This is a genomic window from Streptomyces sp. NPDC054872 (genome assembly GCF_053610705.1).
In genome coordinates this window covers 25,582-39,937 of sequence record NZ_JBSGYY010000019.1, presented here as the reverse complement: position 1 = coordinate 39,937, position 14,356 = coordinate 25,582, and the positions used below count along the sequence as shown (strand labels likewise).

Here is a 14,356-nt window from a genome sequence, read left to right as displayed (position 1 = left end):
CATCCGGGCGCGCCCCGGCGATGAGTTCCGGCGGGGCGCGGGGTCTACACGACCATGACGACGCACACGCTCACGACACCCGGCGCCGAGCTCACCTACGACGTGCACGGCCCCGTGCCGACGGCGGACGGGCGCCCTCCGCTGTTCATGATCGGCCAGCCCATGACAGCCGACGGATTCACGGCCTTGGCGGCCCGTTTCCCCGACCGCACCGTGGTCACCTACGACCCGCGCGGCCTCGGCCGCAGCAGCCGCAGCGACGGCCGGGACGACCACGACCCCGAGGTCCAGGCCGGCGATGTGCACGCCTTGATCCACACACTGGGGGCCGGGCCGGTAGACCTGTTCGGCAGCAGCGGTGGTGCCGTGGTCGCGCTGACGCTGGTGGCGGCGTATCCCGATGACGTGATCACTTTGGTCGCGCACGAGCCGCCGCTGCTCGCCGCTCTCCCCGACGCCCGGGCCGCCGAGCGTGCGAGGGCGGGTGTCCTGGACGCGTACGACAAGAGCGGCTGGGGCGCGGGTATGGCGGCCTTCATCGCGATGACGTCGTGGCAGGGCGAATACACCGACGCCTATTTCGCGCAGCCCGCACCTGACCCCGCGGCCTTCGGCCTGCCGGCGGAGGACGACGGCTCACGGGGCGACCCACTGCTCTCCGACCGGTCCTGGGCTGTCAGCGGCCATCAGCTCGACAGCGGCGCGCTCACCGCGGCGCCGACGCGGATCGTGCTCGCGGTGGGGGAGGAGTCGCAGGGCGTGGTCACCTGGCGCACCTCGGAGGCGGCGGCCGCATTGCTGGGGCAGCGGCCGGTCGTGTTCCCCAGCCACCACGGCGGCTTCACGGACGCCAGCTCCGGATACCCGGGCAAGCCGGACGAGTTCGCGCTCAGGCTGCGCGAAGTGCTCGACAACGTCCCTGATTCCGCGGGCAGCTGAGCGCAGGGCGGTCAGGCCTCGGTGTCCCTCGCGGCGGGACGGAGCGAGAAGGACCGCTTCGTCCCGCCGCTGCGGGGCTCACTACCCGTGCCAGGACCGCCACAGCGCGGCGTACGCGCCGTCGGCTCCCACCAGCTCGTCATGGCTGCCCAGCTCGCTGATGCGGCCGTTCTCGACCACCGCGATGACATCCGCGTCATGCGCGGTGTGCAGCCGGTGGGCGATGGCGACGACCGTACGGCCTTCCAGGACGCGCGCGAGGGAACGCTCCAGGTGACGTGCCGCGCGCGGGTCGAGGAGCGAGGTCGCCTCGTCGAGGACCAGGGTGTGCGGGTCGGCGAGGACCAGGCGGGCCAGCGCGATCTGCTGGGCCTGCGCGGGGGTGAGGGCGAAGCCGCCCGAGCCGACCTCGGTGTCCAGGCCCTCGCTCAGGGCCCGTGCCCAGGCGTCCGCGTCGACCGCGCCCAGCGCCGCCCACAGTTCGGCGTCCCGCGCCCCGGTCCTCGCGAGCAGGAGGTTGTCGCGCAGCGAACCCACGAAGACGTGGTGCTCCTGGTTGACCAGCGCGACGTGGGACCGCACATCCTCCGCGGGCATGGCCGACAACTCCGCGCCGCCCAGCGTCACGTGACCGTCCCGCGGCGCGTAGATCCCGGCGAGCAGCCTGCCCAGCGTGGACTTGCCCGCGCCGGACGGGCCGACCAGGGCGACCCGTGAGCCCGGCTCGACGGCGAGGGAGACCTCCCGCAGGACATCGACGCCCGCGCGGTATCCGAAGTGCACGTCGTCCGCGAGCACATCGCGTCCCTCGGGAGCGACGGAGCCGTCGCCCGCGTCCGGCTCGATGTCCCGTACGCCGACCAGGCGGGCCAGCGACACCTGTGCCACCTGCAGCTCGTCGTACCACCTGAGGATGATCCCCAGCGGATCGACGAGCATCTGCGCGATCAAGGCGCCCGTGGCCAGCTGCCCGACACCGATCCAGCCCTGCAGGACGAACACCCCGCCGATCATCAGGACCGAGCAGAGCACGAGGGTGTGGGTGAAGGTGATGACCGGGAAGAGGACGGAACGCAGATAGAGGGTGTGCCGTTCCCACGCCGTCCACTCACGGATACGACGCTCCGACAGGTCCACGCGGCGCTTGCCGAGCCGGTGCGCCTCCACCGTCCGCCCCGCGTCGATGGTCTCGGCGAGAGCGGCGGCGACCGCGGCGTACCCGGCGGCCTCCGAACGGTAGGCGGAGGGCGCCCGCTTGAAGTACCAGCGGCAGCCGACCACGAGCAGCGGCACCGCGAGGAGGATGGCGGGTGCCAGCGGCGGCGCGGTCACGGCGAGTCCGCCGATGAGCAGCGCGGCCCACACCACGCCGATCGCGAGCTGAGGCACCGCTTCCCGCATGGCGTTCGCGAGCCGGTCGACGTCCGTGGTGATCCGCGAGAGGAGGTCGCCCGTCCCGGCCCGTTCCAGCACGCCGGGCGGGAGCCCGACCGACCGCACCAGGAAGTCCTCGCGCAGATCGGCCAGCATCCGCTCACCGAGCATCGCGCCGCGCAGCCGTACCTGATGGACGAAGAGGGCCTGCACGACGAGAGCGACGGTGAAGAGGCCGATGGTGCGGCCCAGATGGAGGTCGCGGGCGTTGTCCGCGACGTTCTCGACCAGATCGCCCAGCAAGTAGGGCCCGGCCATCGAGGCGATCACGGCGCAGGTGTTGACCGTGATGAGCAGGGCGAAGGCCCGGCGGTGCCGCTTGACCAGCTCGCGTACGTAGGCCCCTACCGTCGCGGGCGCGCCCACGGGCAGGGTGTCCGCGGTGGTCGGGGCCGCCGGATCGTACTCCGGGGGCGCCAGGCCGATCATGCCGTCTCCTCGATGTCGATCTTGGTGTCGATCTTGGTGTCGGTCAGCGCCTTCGACGCCTGTTCCTCGTCCGTCTCGCGTGTGACGACCGCTCGGTAGCGCGGCTCGGTGTGCACCAGTTCGCGGTGCACGCCCACCGCCGCGACCTCGCCCTCGTGGAGGAAGACGACCCGTTCGGCCCGGTCGAGGAGCAGTGGCGACGAGGTGAGGACCACGGTCGTACGTCCCTTGCGCAGCCCCTTGACGCCGTCGGCGACCCGCGCCTCGGTGTGCGAGTCGACGGCGGACGTCGGCTCGTCGAGCACGAGGACGCCGGGGTCGGTGACCAGTGAGCGGGCCAGCGCGAGCCGTTGCCGCTGGCCACCCGACAGGGACCGCCCACGCTCGGTGACATGGGCGTCCAGCGGGGCCTCGTCCACCGATGCCTGGGCGAGGGCGTCCAGGACGTCCGCGCACTGTGCGGCCTCCAGAGCCTCGTCGGGGCTCACCGCTCCCGACGCCGGTACGTCGAGGAGTCCGCGGAGTGTGCCGGAGAGCAGCACCGGGTCCTTGTCCTGTACGAGGACGGCGGTTCGGGCGGTGGCCAGCGGAACCTCGTCGAGCGGTACCCCGCCGAGCCGTACGGACGGCAGCTTCTCCGCGTCGTCGAACGCGGCGTGTCCGCCCAGGCGTTCGGCGAGCCGCCCCGCCTCGTCCGGATCCCCGCACACGACGGCGGTGAGACGTCCCGAAGGCGCGAGGAGCCCGGTCGCCGGGTCGTAGAGATCACCCGTGGGGGTCTCCAGGTCGTCGCGCGGGTCACCGGCATGCGTCGTGCGCTGCAAGGAGAGGACCCGGGCGGCCCGCTTGGCCGAGGGGCGCGAGAAGCTGTAGGCCATCGCGATCTCCTCGAAGTGTCGCAAGGGGTAGGTCAGCAGCGTGACCGTGCTGTAGACGGTGACCAGCTCGCCGATGGTGATCCGGCCCTCGCGGGCCAGGTTCACGCCGTGCCAGACGACCACGATCAGGAGCAGCCCCGGCAGCAGCACCTGGACGGCCGAGATCGCCGCCCACATGCGGGCGCTGCGCACGGCGGCCGTACGCACTTCCTGCGAGGCGTGGCGGTAGCGGTCGAGGAAGAGTTCCTCGCCGCCGATGCCGCGCAGCACCCGGAGTCCCGCCACGGTGTCCGATGCCAGTTCGGTCGCGCGCCCGGCCTTCTCCCGCTGGTGGTCGGCCCGCCGGGTGGCGCGCGGCAGCAGTGGGAGGACGGCGAGCGCGAGCACCGGGACGCCCACCGCGACCACGACGCCGAGAGCGGGCTGGTACACGACCAGGCCCACGCAGACGAGGACGACCGTGAGCGCGGCCGCCGCGAACCGCGAGGCCGCCTCCACGAACCAGCCGATCTTCTCGACGTCACCGGTGGACACGGCGACCACCTCACCGGCGGCGACGCGTCGCGTGAGCGCCGAGCCGAGCTGGGCGGTCTTGCGGGCCAGCAGCTGCTGGACACGGGCGGCCGCGGTGATCCAGTTCGTGACCGCGGTGCGGTGCAGCATGGTGTCGCCCAGGGCGATGGCCATGCCGCACACCAGCATCACCGCGCCCGCGACGGCGAGGCGTTCCCCTGACCGGTCGACCACCGCCTGCACGGCGACGCCGACGAGGTAGGGGAGCACCGCGATGGAGCCGAAGTGCAACAGGCCCCAGGCGAGGGACTTCAGCTGGCCGTCGAGCTGGTTCCGCCCGAGCCAGCGCAGGAAATGAGGGCCCGAGCGGGCATCCGGCATGCCCGGGTCGGTGTATGGAAGATCGCGAATCTGCATGACGTGTGACGTCCCAGGGTCGGAGAGACGGGGCCGTCGGTTCGGCGGAGCGTGCCGGCGTGAACGGACGGTGGTGATCGGACGTTGGAGAACGGGCGAAGGGCTGCTCCGCGAGGGAGGCGACCGACATCGGGCGGAGGTAACAGGCCGTGAAAGGTTCGCCTCGCACGGTGGCGCGAGGCAAACGATTTTCCGTCGGTGAGTAAAGATTCGGCCCCTTCTCGGTCGCGGGCCGGGCGCCTGCGCGGCTCGCGTGAACCGAGTGCGACCATGGACGGATGCGTATAGCCGGTGCGGTGCGAGCGGCGGCCGCCGTCGCGGCCTGCGGTGTTCTTCTGACGTCCTGCGGCAGTTCGGACGACGGGGCGAGGGCCGGAGCCAAGGACGACCAGGGCGCGGGCCGGGCGAAGAGAGCCGAGGCGTCACCGACGACCGACCTCAAGCGCATCCCCGATGTGGGTGACCGTCTGCGGAGCAAGATCCCCGCGAACTCCCGGCAGGTCGTCGCTGTCTACGGAGAGGGTGTGGACTCGGCGAAGTCGACGGTCGTCCTGTGGGAGAAGTCCGGCTCGACATGGGACAAGACCCGCAGCTGGGCCGCGCACAACGGCAAGAAGGGCTGGACGACCGACCACCGCGAGAACGACAAGCGCAGCCCGGTCGGTGTCTTCACGCTCACCGACGCGGGCGGCGTCCTGGCCGATCCGGGCGCCGGACTCCCGTACACCCGCAGTGCGTCGATGCAGGCGCCTCACTACTGGGCCAAGTCGCACTGGCACGACTTCGACTACGTCATCGCCATCGACTACAACCGCGCCAAGGGCACCCCGCCCAACGACCCGACCCGTCCCCAGGGCCAGTCCAAGGGCGGCAGCATCTGGCTGCACATGGACCACGGCAGCGGCACCTCGGGCTGCGTCAGCCTGTCGAAGGAGGGCATGCGGTACCTCCTGAAGAGCCTCGACCCGAAGCAGCACCCGGTGGTGCTGATGGGCGACAAGGCGAACCTGAAGGACTAGGGCGCTTCTGACACCACCTTTCCCCGGCGACAGCAGCGACTACCCCCGGGGCCAACAGGCGACCCCGCACTGCGGAGGGCATCGTTCCGGTTCGACGTCTTGGAGCAAGATCCAAGATTTACGCCGATGTGATTCGTAGGTCTTTTGCGGAAGCGATCACTCCGCCATAGTGGCGCATCGCGGAAACGAACTTCCGCATGCCAGAAGAAGGTTGAAGCCTCACCACAGGAGTGCCCGTGCCGCAGTCCGTACCGTCCCTATGGCGACGCGTAGCACGCACATTGCGAACCTCACTGTTCGCGCAGGTCGCCTGCGCGCTGGTGCTCGGAGTCCTCGTCGGCCGGCTGTGGCCCGACGTGGCCACGGCCGTCCAGCCGCTCGGCGACGGCTTCGTACGTCTCATCAAGGCGATGATCGCCCCGCTCGTCTTCTGCGTGGTCGTCGCCGGAATCACCAAGGCCGGAGACCTCAAGGCCTTCGGGCGCATCGGGATCAAGGCCCTCATCTGGTTCGAGGTCGCGACCACGATCGCCCTCGTCGTCGGACTGGTCGCCGGAAACCTCGTCAGGCCCGGTACCGGCATGAACGTCGACCCGTCCACCCTCGACGCGTCGGCCGTCGACGAGAAGACGGGCGGCGGCGAACTCCCCTCCACCAGCGAGTTCATCCTGCACTCGCTGCCCGACAGCGCGATCGGGGCCTTCGCGGAGAACTCGCTGCTCCAAGTCCTCGTGCTGTCCTGCCTGGTGGGCGCGGCCCTGCTGCATCTGGGCAACACCAAGGTCCCCGCGATCCTGCCCGCCATCGAGCAGGGCCAGGAGGTCGTCTTCGCGATCGTCGGCTTCATCATGAAGCTGGCGCCGCTCGCGGTCTTCGGCGCCACCGCGCACCTGGTGGGGGAGTACGGGCTCGGCGCCCTGTCGACGTACGGCAAGCTCATCGGCGTCTGCTACGCGGTCGCCCTGGTCTTCCTCGTCCTGCTCGGCGTCGCCCTGAAGGCACTGACTGGCCTGAGCCTGTGGAAGTTCGTCCGTTACACGCGCGAGGAGATGCTGCTCGCACTCGGCACGGCTTCCAGCGAGGCCGTCATGCCGCGCATGATGCAGAAGCTGCGCCAGGCGGGCTGCCGCGACGACGCGGTGGGCCTGGTCCTGCCGACGGGGTACTCCTTCAACCTCGACGGCGCCTCGATCTATCTCTCCGTCGGCACGTTGTTCATCGCACAGGCCGTGGGCGTGGACCTGAGCCTGGGGCAGCAGATCACGGTCGTCCTCGTCCTGATGCTGACCAGCAAGGGCATGGCGGGCGTGCCCGGTTCGGCGTTCCTCGCGCTGTCCGCGACCGCTTCCGCGCTCGGGGTCATCCCGGCCGGCGCGGTCGCCCTGCTGCTCGGCGTGGACCGCATCATGGACGCGATGCGCGTCGCCACGAACCTGCTCGGCAACTGCGTCGCGGTCTTCGTGGTCTCGCGCTGGGAAGGCGCACTGGACACGGCACGGGCGAAGAAGGTCCTGGGCGGCGAGATCGCCTTCGTGCCGGAACAGACGGAAGGGACGGAGCCCGGCAGCGCCGATGTGCACGCCGCCGGGCCCAAGTCCCTTACGCCTGCGGCTTCTGGGAGTCCACTCCCGGACGGGCCTTCTTCCACATCCCGCGAGTGAAGTCCGGGATGGCCTGCGGCGCGCCCTTCGCCTTGATCGAGAGATGGCTCAGGGGGACGGGCGACGTCCAGACCGCGGCGTCGTAGACGTCGAAGTCCGGCACGAGGCCGAGCTGCATGGTCTGCATCAGACGGAAGATCATGATGTAGTCCATGCCGCCGTGCCCGCCCGGCGGGTTGGAGTGCTCCTTCCACAGCCAGTGGTCGAACTCGCCCGCGTACTTGCCGAAGTCGCCCCACTCGTCGTTCGTGTGGTCCGGCTCGAGGTAGATGCGCTCGGGGTAGTCCTCGAAGACACCCTTCGTGCCGCCGAGGCTGTTGATCCGGGAGTACGGGTGCGGGGTGCTGACATCGTGTTCGAGACGGATCACCCGCCCCTTGGCCGTCTGGACGAGACTGATCGTGCGGTCACTCTCGATGTACGTCTCCTTCCAGCTCGGGTCGCCCGCGGGCATGTGCGCCTTGCGGTACTCGGCGAGGCCGAGGGCGGGCGTGCCGAAGCTGGAGATGTGCGTGACGCGGTCGCCGCGGTTGATGTCCATGTAGTTGGAGACCGGACCGAAGCCGTGGTTGGGGTAGAGATCGCCGCGCAGCCGCGTGTGCCACAGGCGCCGCCACGGGCCCTCGTAGTAGTCAGGGTCGAACATCAGGCCGCGCAGATCGTGGTTGTAGGCGCCCGCGCCGTGCAGCAGATCACCGAACTTGCCCGCGTGGGCCATGCGCAGGACACGCATCTCGTTCTTGCCGTAACAGCAGTTCTCCAACTGCATGCAGTGTCTGCGGGTCCGCTCGGAGAGGTCGACCAGCTCCCAGAGCTGGTCGAGCTGGAGGGCGACGGGACACTCCACGCCGACGTGCTTGCCGTTGAGCATGGCGGTTTTGGCCATGTCGAAGTGCCAGTCCCAGGGCGTCGCCACATACACGAAGTCGACGTCACCGCGCTTGCACAGGTTCTCGAAGTCGTGATCGCCCTTGGTGTACGTCGCCGGGGCGGGCTGGCCCGCGTCGGTGACCTTCTTCGCCGCGGCCGCCGTCTTGTCCTTGACCGGGTCGCAGAGCGCGACGACCTTCACTCCCGGGATCGCCAGGAACAGGTCGATCATGCTGCCGCCGCGGTTGCCGAGTCCGACGATGCCGACCCGCACCGTGGAACGCCGCTCGAACGGTACGCCGACCATGGTCTTGCCCTTGCGCGGCGGGGCGTCGGCGGCCGTGGCCGCGCCCGCGGACGCGGCCTGCGGGGCATCGGCGTGTGCGGTGCCGCCGGTGAGTGCGCCGAGACCGAGCCCGGCTCCGGCGAGGCCTGCGGTGCGGAGCACGGCGCGGCGGGAGGCGCCGTCCGCGGAGTCTTCTGGGGTCGCGGACTCGTCGGGGTTCGGGGTGGCGTGCTCGTCGTGCATCGGACCTCCGTGGCTTGGATGCCTGCGCTGGAACGGATGCCACCCTGATGGCGGGATGGGCGTGGCGCAAGGGACCGAAGTGGCCAGGGAGTTGGACTTATGTCGCGCCCCTTCCTTGGGGCGCCTCATTGAGGTGGGACGACAGGGCGGTCCTCGTGGACGCGTGGCGCGTTATGGACGCGTGGCGCGTTCCAGCTCCAGGAGTACGGAGTAGTAGGAGCGGCCCGTGGCGTGGTCCATGCCCACCTCGCACATGCGGTTCGCCGAGAGGTGCGCGTCGAAGGCCCTGGCGGTGACCTCGGCCGCTTCCTTGCGGGTGGCCGACTCCGTCAGCTCCTTGTGCAGCATGCCGCGATCGCCCGCGAAGGCGCAGCATCCCGCGTCGTCCGGGACGACCACCTCGTCCGCACAGGCCTCGGCGAGGGCGCGCAGCTGCGCCTCGTCGCCGAGATGGCTCATGGAGCAGGTGGGGTGCAGGACGGCGGAGCCGACGGTGCGGTGCACGGTCAGGTGCGGAAGCAGTTCGTCCGCGGCCCAGACGAGGGAGTCGACGACGGTCAGCTCCCGGTGCAGCTGGCGGTTCTCGGCGCTGAGGTAGGGCACGACCTCGTGCGCGATGCCGAGCGTGCAGGACGAGGCGTCCACCACCAGGGGGAGCCTGCCGCCGGCCGTCCAGGCCCAGGCCGCCTCGACGATGCGATTGGCCATCACCGTGTTGCCCTGGTCGTAGCCCTTGGAGTGCCAGATCGTGGCGCAGCAGGTCCCCGCCACGTCGTCCGGAATCCAGACGGGCCTGCCCGCGCGCGTGGCGAGGGCGACCATCGCCTCCGGCAGGGAGCGGTCACCGGGGCTCCCGAAGATGCGGTTGACGCACGCCGGGTAGTACACGGCGCTCGTGCCCGTGCGTGCCGTGCGCGGCAGTTTGCGGGCTGCCGCGCCCGGGATCTCCGGCAGCCATTCGGGGATCAGGTCGGGGCGGACGGCCTTGCGCGCGGCGCGCGTGACCGAGGTCAGGAGCCGGTCGCTGATCCGGTCACCGGCGGCCACCGCGAGCCTCGCGGCAGCCTCGACCGCCTTGAAGTTCTTGGCGGCGACGGCGGCCGCCCTCTCCTCGCGCGGCGAGTGCCGTGCGTGCCGGAAGTCCTTCATCAGGGCTCCGGTGTCGATGCCCACCGGGCAGGCCAGCTTGCAGGTGGAGTCGCCGGCGCAGGTGTCCACGGCGTCGTAGCCGTACGCCTCGACCAGGCCGTCCTCGACCGGGGAGCCGGGCGCCTGACGCATCATCTCGCGGCGCAGCACGATCCGCTGGCGCGGAGTGGTCGTCAAGTCCTCACTGGGGCAGGTCGGTTCGCAGAAGCCGCACTCGATGCACGGGTCCGCGATCAGCTCCACCTTGGGGATGGTCTTCAGGCCGCGCAGGTGGGCCTTGGGGTCGCGGTCCAGGACGATGCGCGGCGCGAGCACGCAGTCCGGGTCGATGACCTGCTTGGTGCGCCACATCAACTCCGTGGCCTTCGGGCCCCATTCGAGCTCCAGGAACGGGGCGATGTTGCGTCCCGTCGCGTGCTCGGCCTTGAGCGAGCCGTCGAAGCGCTCGACGGTCAGCCGGCAGAACTCGTCCATGAACGCGGCATAGCGCTCCACGTCCGACGGCAGACCCGCGTCGAAGGCGAGCAGGAAGTGCAGGTTGCCGTGCGCGGCGTGTCCCGCGACGGCGGCGTCGAAGCCGTGCCGCGTCTGGAGCTCGAGCAGGGCGCCGCAGGCCTCGGCGAGCCGCGACGGCGGCACCGCGAAGTCTTCGGTGATCAGCGTCGTCCCGGAGGGGCGAGAGCCGCCGACCGCCGTCACGAAGGCCTTACGGGCCTTCCAGTAGCCGCCGATCGTCTTCGGGTCACGGGTGAAGGTGTTGGTCACCGAGGCGACGGGCGTGACGAGTTCGAGCCCTTCGACGACCTTGGCGGCCGCGGCCTCGTACGCCTCCCGGCCCGCCTCGTCCGGTGCGCGGAACTCCACCAGGAGCGCGGCGGTCGACTTCGGGAGCCGTGCCCAGTCGGCGGGCACTCCCGCGACGCTGGTCGAGGCGCGCAGGGTGTTGCCGTCCATCAGCTCGACGGCCGGCGCGCCCGCTTCGTTGAACAGGGGGACGGCCGCCGCGGCGGCCGGCAGGGAGGGGAAGAACAACAGGGCCGTGGTGACGTGCCGGTCCAGCGGAAGCGTGTCGAAGACGACCTCCGAGATGAACCCGAAGGTGCCCTCGGAGCCGACCATCAGGCCGCGCAGGATCTCCACGGGCGTCGCACCGTCCAAGAACGCGTCCAGGCGGTAGCCGTTCGTGTTCTTGATCTCGTACTTGGCGCGGATGCGGGCGGTGAGTTCCTGGTCCGTCTCGATCTCGCGCTTGATCTTCAACAAGCCCTCGCACAGGGCCGGTTCGGCATGGGCGAGCTGTCCGTCGGCGTCCGGGTCCGCCGTGTCGACCACCGTGCCGGTCGGTAGGACGAAGGTGAGCGAGGCCACCGTGCGGTACGAGTTGCGGGTGGTGCCCGCCGTCATCCCGGAGGCGTTGTTCGCGACGACTCCGCCGATCGTGCAGGCGATGGCGCTCGCCGGGTCCGGGCCGAGCACGCGCCCGTGTCGTGCGAGGGTGGCGTTGGCCCGCAGGATCGTCGTGCCGGGGCCGATGCGCGCCTGTTCGCCCTCGCCGATGACCTCGATGCCGGCCCAGTGCTTGCGCACGTCGACCAGGATGTCCTCGCCCTGGGCCTGGCCGTTGAGCGAGGTGCCCGCCGCGCGGAAGACGACCTCGCGGCTCCTGCCGTGCGCGTACGACAGGACGGCCGAGATGTCGTCGATGTCCTCGGCGACGACCACGACCTGCGGCACGAAGCGGTAGGGGCTCGCGTCGGAGGCGTACCGCACGAGGTCGGAGATCTTCGTCAGTACCTTGTCCTCGCCGAGCAGCGCGCACAGCTCCGAGCGCAGGGGCTCGGTGGTGCCCTTGGCCAGCCGGTCGGGCACCCGGTCGTGCGCCGGCGCCTCCGGGTGCGACACGGGGCGCAGAGCTTCCGGCTTGGGCTCCAGGAACGGCATGAGCTCTCCTCGGCGGGGTCGGGCGGGTCAGGCGAAGTCAGGCGGGGTCAGGCCGGTCGGACGGTCAAGCGGGTCGGAGGATCGGGCTTCGGCAGGCGTCCGGCGGTCTCAGCGGCTATGGGCGTCCCGCACATCGAACAGCGCGTTCAGCAGTCCGCCGAGCTCCTTCCGCTGCTCGGCGTCCAGTGGAGCCAGGATGTCCTCCGCGGCGGCCAGGCGCGCGCCGCGCAGCTCCCCGAGAGCCTTGCGACCCGCGTCCGTGAGCTCGATGCGGATCACTCGGCGGTTGGTGGGATCGGGGACGCGCCGCACGAGATCGCCGGCCTCCAGGCCGTCGACCAGGCTCGTCACGGCACGCGGGACCACTTCGAGGTGCTGGGCGAGGTCGGCCATGCGCGGCGGGGTCTCGTACTGCACGAGGGTGCGCAGCAGGCGCGACTGGGCCGGGGTGATGCCGATCGGCGCCAGATGGCGCTTCTGGATGCGGTGCAGCCTGCGGGTCAGCCGCAGGAGCTGTTCGGCGAGAAGTCCGTCGGCGTCCGGGGTGTTCATGCGGGAACATTATCAGGACCTTGTGCATTGTGAGTATAGGTAACAGTGAGCTATGCTCCCTCAGTCACTATCGGTCATGTAGCGCCGACCTCCGCGTCGGCCCGTGCGCCGACTGCCCTGCCGGCCCGAGTGCCGGTCGCCGTCCCACCTCCCGTAGGAGCCCATGCCTCACGACGAACCCAAGTGGACACCGCAGCCCCTGGCCCCCGGTCAAGAGGAACAGCCGCGGCAGATCCGCCGCATCCTTCGCCTCTTCCGTCCCTACCGCGCCCGCCTCGCGATCGTCGGCCTGCTGGTCGGCGCCGCCTCCCTGGTCTCGGTCGCCACTCCCTTCCTGCTGAAGGAAATCCTCGACACCGCGATCCCGCAGGGACGGACCGGCCTGCTGAGCCTGCTCGCCCTCGGGATGATCCTCAGCGCCGTCGTCACCAGCGTCTTCGGCGTCCTGCAGACCCTGATCAGCACGACGGTCGGCCAGCGCGTCATGCACGACCTGCGCACCGCTGTCTACGGCCGGCTGCAGAGCATGTCGCTCGCCTTCTTCACCAGGACCCGCACCGGAGAGGTCCAGTCCCGCATCGCCAGCGACATCGGCGGCATGCAGGCGACGGTCACCTCCACCGCCACGTCCCTCGTCTCGAACCTCACCAGCGTGATCGCCACCATCGTCGCGATGCTCGCCCTCGACTGGCGCCTGACGGTCGTCTCGCTGCTCCTGCTGCCCGTCTTCGTGTGGATCAGCCGCAGAGTTGGCCGCGAACGCAAGAAGATAGCCACGCAGCGGCAGAAGCAGATGGCCGCGATGGCGGCGACGGTCACCGAGTCGCTCTCCGTCAGCGGCATTCTGCTCGGCCGCACGATGGGCCGCTCCGACTCGCTCACCAAGACCTTCGCCGACGAGTCCGACCGCCTCGTCGACCTGGAGGTCCGTTCGAACATGGCGGGGCGCTGGCGCATGGCCGTCATCTCGATCGTCATGGCCGCCATGCCCGCCGTCATCTACTGGACCGCGGGCCTGGCCTTCCAGATGGGCGGCCCCACGGTCTCGATCGGCACGCTCGTCGCCTTCGTCTCGCTCCAGCAAGGCCTGTTCCGGCCCACCGTGAGCCTGCTCTCCACCGGCGTGCAGATCCAGACCTCGCTCGCGCTCTTCCAGCGCATCTTCGAGTATCTGGACCTGCCCATCGACATCACCGAGCCCGAGCACCCGGTGCGCCTGGACACGATCAAGGGCGAAGTCCGCTTCGAGGGCGTCGAGTTCCGTTACGACGGGGAGGACGGCCAGAGCCGCCCGATCCTCGACGGCATCGACATCACCGTCCCCGCCGGCGGCAGCCTGGCCGTCGTGGGCCCCACCGGCTCGGGGAAGTCGACCCTCAGCTACCTGGTGCCGCGGCTGTACGACGTGACGGGCGGCCGCGTCACGATCGACGGCGTCGACGTGCGCGACCTGGACTTCGACACGCTGGCCCGCGCGGTCGGCGTCGTCTCCCAGGAGACGTATCTCTTCCACGCCTCGGTCGCCGAGAACCTGCGCTTCGCCAAGCCCGACGCGACGGACGAGGAACTGATCGCGGCCGCGAGCGCCGCCCAGATCCACGACCACATCGCGTCCCTGCCCGACGGGTACGACACGGTCGTCGGCGAGCGGGGCCACCGCTTCTCCGGGGGCGAGAAGCAGCGCCTGGCCATCGCGCGCACGATCCTGCGCGATCCGCCCGTGCTCATCCTGGACGAGGCGACCAGCGCCCTGGACACGCACACCGAGCACGCCGTGCAGGACGCCATCGACGCGCTGTCCGCCGACCGGACGACGCTCACGATCGCCCACCGGCTCTCCACGGTCCGCGGCGCCGACCAGATCGTGGTCCTGGACGCGGGCAGGACCGCCGAGCGCGGTACGCACGAGGAGCTCCTGGAGAAGGACGGCCGTTACGCCGCTCTGGTCCGCAGGGACGCCCAACTGGAGCCAGCGACATGAAAATATGCTCGGTATGTCCGTATTCGCACGATAATGTGCCCGCA

General features: G+C 70.5%; 9 protein-coding genes. 4 read left to right on the top strand and 5 right to left on the bottom strand.

Features of this window, described 5'->3' with window-relative positions:
* Positions 1 to 54 precede the first annotated feature (54 nt).
* On the top strand, positions 55 to 939 hold the full coding sequence (locus ACWGIH_RS23600; protein WP_453442810.1) for an alpha/beta fold hydrolase: 885 nt from the start codon (positions 55 to 57) through the stop codon (positions 937 to 939).
* An 81-nt stretch (positions 940 to 1,020) separates the two neighbouring features.
* Here ACWGIH_RS23600 and ACWGIH_RS23595 read toward each other — a convergent pair whose 3' ends face one another.
* Both ACWGIH_RS23595 and ACWGIH_RS23590 read right to left on the bottom strand, forming a co-directional pair.
* Entirely contained in the window at positions 1,021 to 2,802 is a 1,782-nt protein-coding gene (locus tag ACWGIH_RS23595) for an ABC transporter ATP-binding protein (RefSeq protein WP_453442808.1), read from the bottom strand.
* The gene (locus ACWGIH_RS23590) at positions 2,799 to 4,610 is read right to left on the bottom strand and encodes an ABC transporter transmembrane domain-containing protein (protein WP_453442806.1); all 1,812 of its coding nucleotides are present in this window, start codon (positions 4,608 to 4,610) and stop codon (positions 2,799 to 2,801) included. Before ACWGIH_RS23590 ends, ACWGIH_RS23595 begins: the two co-directional genes overlap by 4 nt.
* 278 nt (positions 4,611 to 4,888) lie before the next feature.
* Here ACWGIH_RS23590 and ACWGIH_RS23585 point away from each other — a divergent pair, with 278 nt between their 5' ends.
* Positions 4,889 to 5,629, top strand: coding sequence for a L,D-transpeptidase family protein (locus tag ACWGIH_RS23585; RefSeq protein WP_453442804.1), 741 nt, complete (start codon positions 4,889 to 4,891; stop codon positions 5,627 to 5,629).
* 236 nt (positions 5,630 to 5,865) lie between these two features.
* Positions 5,866 to 7,290 (top strand): cation:dicarboxylate symporter family transporter, encoded by a 1,425-nt coding sequence (locus ACWGIH_RS23580; protein WP_453442802.1) that lies wholly within the window; start codon positions 5,866 to 5,868, stop codon positions 7,288 to 7,290.
* On the opposite strand, the gene ACWGIH_RS23575 is transcribed toward ACWGIH_RS23580, so the two are convergent.
* The 3 genes from ACWGIH_RS23575 to ACWGIH_RS23565 all read right to left on the bottom strand — a co-directional run bounded on the left by ACWGIH_RS23575 (position 7,229) and on the right by ACWGIH_RS23565 (position 12,331).
* Positions 7,229 to 8,689, bottom strand: coding sequence for a Gfo/Idh/MocA family protein (locus tag ACWGIH_RS23575; RefSeq protein WP_453442800.1), 1,461 nt, complete (start codon positions 8,687 to 8,689; stop codon positions 7,229 to 7,231). The genes ACWGIH_RS23580 and ACWGIH_RS23575 overlap by 62 nt on opposite strands.
* A gap of 171 nt (positions 8,690 to 8,860) precedes the next feature.
* The gene (locus ACWGIH_RS23570) at positions 8,861 to 11,779 is read right to left on the bottom strand and encodes an FAD-binding and (Fe-S)-binding domain-containing protein (RefSeq protein WP_453442798.1); all 2,919 of its coding nucleotides are present in this window, start codon (positions 11,777 to 11,779) and stop codon (positions 8,861 to 8,863) included.
* A gap of 108 nt (positions 11,780 to 11,887) precedes the next feature.
* The gene (locus tag ACWGIH_RS23565; protein WP_453442796.1) at positions 11,888 to 12,331 is read right to left on the bottom strand and encodes a MarR family winged helix-turn-helix transcriptional regulator; all 444 of its coding nucleotides are present in this window, start codon (positions 12,329 to 12,331) and stop codon (positions 11,888 to 11,890) included.
* A gap of 163 nt (positions 12,332 to 12,494) precedes the next feature.
* On the opposite strand from ACWGIH_RS23565, the gene ACWGIH_RS23560 reads away from it, so the two are divergent.
* Positions 12,495 to 14,312, top strand: coding sequence for an ABC transporter ATP-binding protein (locus tag ACWGIH_RS23560; RefSeq protein WP_453442794.1), 1,818 nt, complete (start codon positions 12,495 to 12,497; stop codon positions 14,310 to 14,312).
* The last annotated feature ends 44 nt before the right edge of the window (positions 14,313 to 14,356 follow it).